Source organism: Microcystis sp. M_QC_C_20170808_M9Col (assembly GCF_007095495.1).
GTDB classification, from domain to species: Bacteria; Cyanobacteriota; Cyanobacteriia; order Cyanobacteriales; family Microcystaceae; genus Microcystis; species Microcystis aeruginosa.
Genome location: NZ_SFBZ01000065.1, coordinates 1 through 2745, shown reverse-complemented (window position 1 = coordinate 2745; position 2745 = coordinate 1). Strand labels below are relative to the sequence as shown.

The following is a 2745-nucleotide window of genomic DNA, read 5'->3' as shown; positions in this document are numbered from 1 at the left end:
CTGAAGGTGATTAAAAGGAGAGGCTATGGATTTAGAAACTTTAAAAACTTTAGTCTTAGATGTTTATTAAATTGGCATTTTGCTAGTTGATTTTACATGGTAAGTTCGGAAGAACCAAATTTGTCAAGTATCATAAGTAAAATACCCTCGTTTTTGGCTGTTATATCAAATCTTAACTCTATTGTCTATCTTTTGGTATTAACCCGTTTGTGCCTCAAGTTTTTCCCTGTATGGATTTCAGCTATTTTTGAGCGTAGGCACTCTCATCGAATTTTATTTTAAGTTAATTATTTGCATAACAATTACCGAAGAGCTATTTTCCTAGATTAAATTTACTTGACAAAATGACTTATATGTGTTAGTAAATTAAGTCCTAAAATTGAATTACCTTGCTCATTTAACAGAGGACTATAACAAGCGATCGCTCCCTGTTTCGGTACAATTGATAATAGGGCCCCACTGACTCCCGATTTAGTGGGAAAACCCACCTCAATAGCAAATTTTTCGGAAGCTTCATAAAGACCACAATTAGTCATAATTTCTAGAATAATTTCACCAAAAGGAGCCGCTAAAATCAACTTACCTAAATTAGCAAGATCGGCAATTTTTCCAGATAAACAACAGATTCGATTGTAGGTTTCTAGGGCTAAATAACGATGACTGACATAACCATTTTTTTCTAATTCTAAGCTTAAAGCTTGATTGTGTGCATTAGGATAGGAGTGAACAGAATCAAGCACAGAGTGATCGAGAAATAATTGACAATTACCCATTGTATTTAACCATAAAAGCAAATTTTCACAGCGAGATTCTGGCGTTTCTCCTGCTAATAAGTCTGTCAATGCGATCGCACCACTATTAATCATAGGATTACGGGGAAAACCGCGATCCTCTTGCAGTTGAGTTAAGGAATTAAAAGGATAACTAGAAGCTTGTTTTCCCACGCGACGAAAAACAGCATCTTCCCCTAAATGGGTTAAAAGATATAATAACAAAAAAGGTTTAATCACACTCATCAAAGGAAAAGTTACAGTTTCATCTCCCCAAGACAAAATCTCCCCCTCAAGACAGTGAATCTGGAGAGCGAAAACCTCGGGATTAACTTGGTTCAAAACCGGTATATAATAGGCAGTCTGACCCTTCCTATCCGATAAATGCACTTCCCCGACCCAAGCTTGTATATCTTCCACCCTTAATCTAGCTAATCGGTTCATTTGTTTAATCCATGTACTCAGTCAAAGAAGCAGAATCTATAATTTTAACTCAAATTCAACCCCGACAAGAAACCGAAAAAGTTTCTCTAGAGGCAGCTTTTGGGCGCATTTTAGCCGAAGATATCAGCAGTGATTTAGACTTTCCCTATTGGGATAATTCTGCTATGGATGGCTATGCTGTCCGCTACGAAGATGTCAAAGACACTAATCCAGAAAATCCCGTTACTTTAAAGATTATCGCCGAAATTCCCGCCGGCAAAGTCCCCGAAAAAATTATTCAACCAGGAGAAACAGCGCGAATATTTACGGGAGCGATGTTACCCGCCGGCAGTGATACGATTATTATGCAGGAAAATACTCAAAAACAAGGGGAGCGAGTGGTGATTCTTATCCCTCCCGAAAAAATAGGTCTTTTCGTGCGTCAACGCGGCACATTCTATCGAGCGGGAAATACCTTATTAAAAGCTGGTATTGCCATTAATTCCCCAGAAATAGCGGTTTTAGCCACGGCACAAGCTACCGAATTAACAGTGTTTTCCCGTCCCCAAGTGGCAATTTTCTCCACGGGAGATGAATTAATTAATCCCGATGAAACCCTCCAAAAAGGTCAAATTATTGACTCGAATCGCTACGCTTTAACCGCATTTGTCGCCAGTTTAGGGGCAATTCCCAGACCTTTAGGTATAATCAAAGATAATCCCGATCTTCTCAGAGAAACTATCAGAAAAGCCATTAATTCTAGTGCCATCGTCCTTTCCACCGGCGGTGTTTCTGTGGGAGATTACGATTATATCGAGGGAATTTTAGGGGAATTAGGGGGAAAAATTCTGATTGGCAGCGTTGCTATTCAACCGGGTAAACCCCTAACCTTTGCTACTTTTCCTAACGGTTGTATTTACTTTGGTATCCCCGGTAATCCCGTCTCTGCTTTAGTTTCCTGTTGGCGCTTCGTGCAAATGGCCATTAAAAAATTATCGGGATTGACAGATTATCAAAACAAATTTCTGCGAGTTGTCACCCGCGATACTCTCAAATCTAATGGACAAAGAGAAGTTTATCTCTGGGGAAAAATAGAAATTATCGAGGGAGTTTATCAATTTCAACTTGCTCCCGGACAACACAATTCGGCTAATTTAATTAATTTAGCGGGTACTAATGCTTTAGCCATAATTCCCCAGGGTAAAACTACTATACAAGCGGGAGAAACAGTAGAAGTTATGACTGGACTTCCCCTTTGAGAGCCAGTTTCAGATTTTGGCAAGGGTTCTTTTTTTGACTTGATCTCCTTCTCGGTAAGAATCAGGTCGAAGGACAGCAGCAGGGGAATTACGGTTAGGAACTTTTTGCCGCAGACCCTAATTAGGGTTTGCGGCAAAAAGCTTTTCCTGGGGACAGGGTGTGGGGTGTGGGGTGTGGGGTGTGGGGTGTGGGGTTTTATCGATTTTCAGGTGGTCAAGTACCTAATTTTCAGGGAAAAAGTCCAGGAATTTTCCCCCCGATCCCCGCAATGGCTGGCACTTTTTGAGGGGAA

At 40.3% G+C, this 2745-nt stretch carries 3 protein-coding genes; 2 read left to right on the top strand and 1 reads right to left on the bottom strand.

The features are described 5' to 3' along the window. Nucleotides 1-90 (top strand): transposase (locus EWV68_RS22035; RefSeq protein WP_287168939.1); only part of this gene is annotated, 90 nt, incomplete at its 5' end. Nucleotides 91-332: 242 nt separating this feature from the next. On the opposite strand, the gene EWV68_RS04320 is transcribed toward EWV68_RS22035, so the two are convergent. Beyond that, a complete protein-coding gene (locus EWV68_RS04320; RefSeq protein ID WP_287168938.1) occupies nt 333-1214 on the bottom strand; it encodes a glutaminase in 882 nt (293 codons plus the stop codon). An 11-nt stretch (nt 1215-1225) separates the two neighbouring features. Here EWV68_RS04320 and EWV68_RS04315 point away from each other — a divergent pair, with 11 nt between their 5' ends. Next, nucleotides 1226-2452 (top strand): molybdopterin molybdotransferase MoeA, encoded by a 1227-nt coding sequence (locus tag EWV68_RS04315; protein ID WP_287168937.1) that lies wholly within the window; start codon nt 1226-1228, stop codon nt 2450-2452. The last annotated feature ends 293 nt before the right edge of the window (nt 2453-2745 follow it).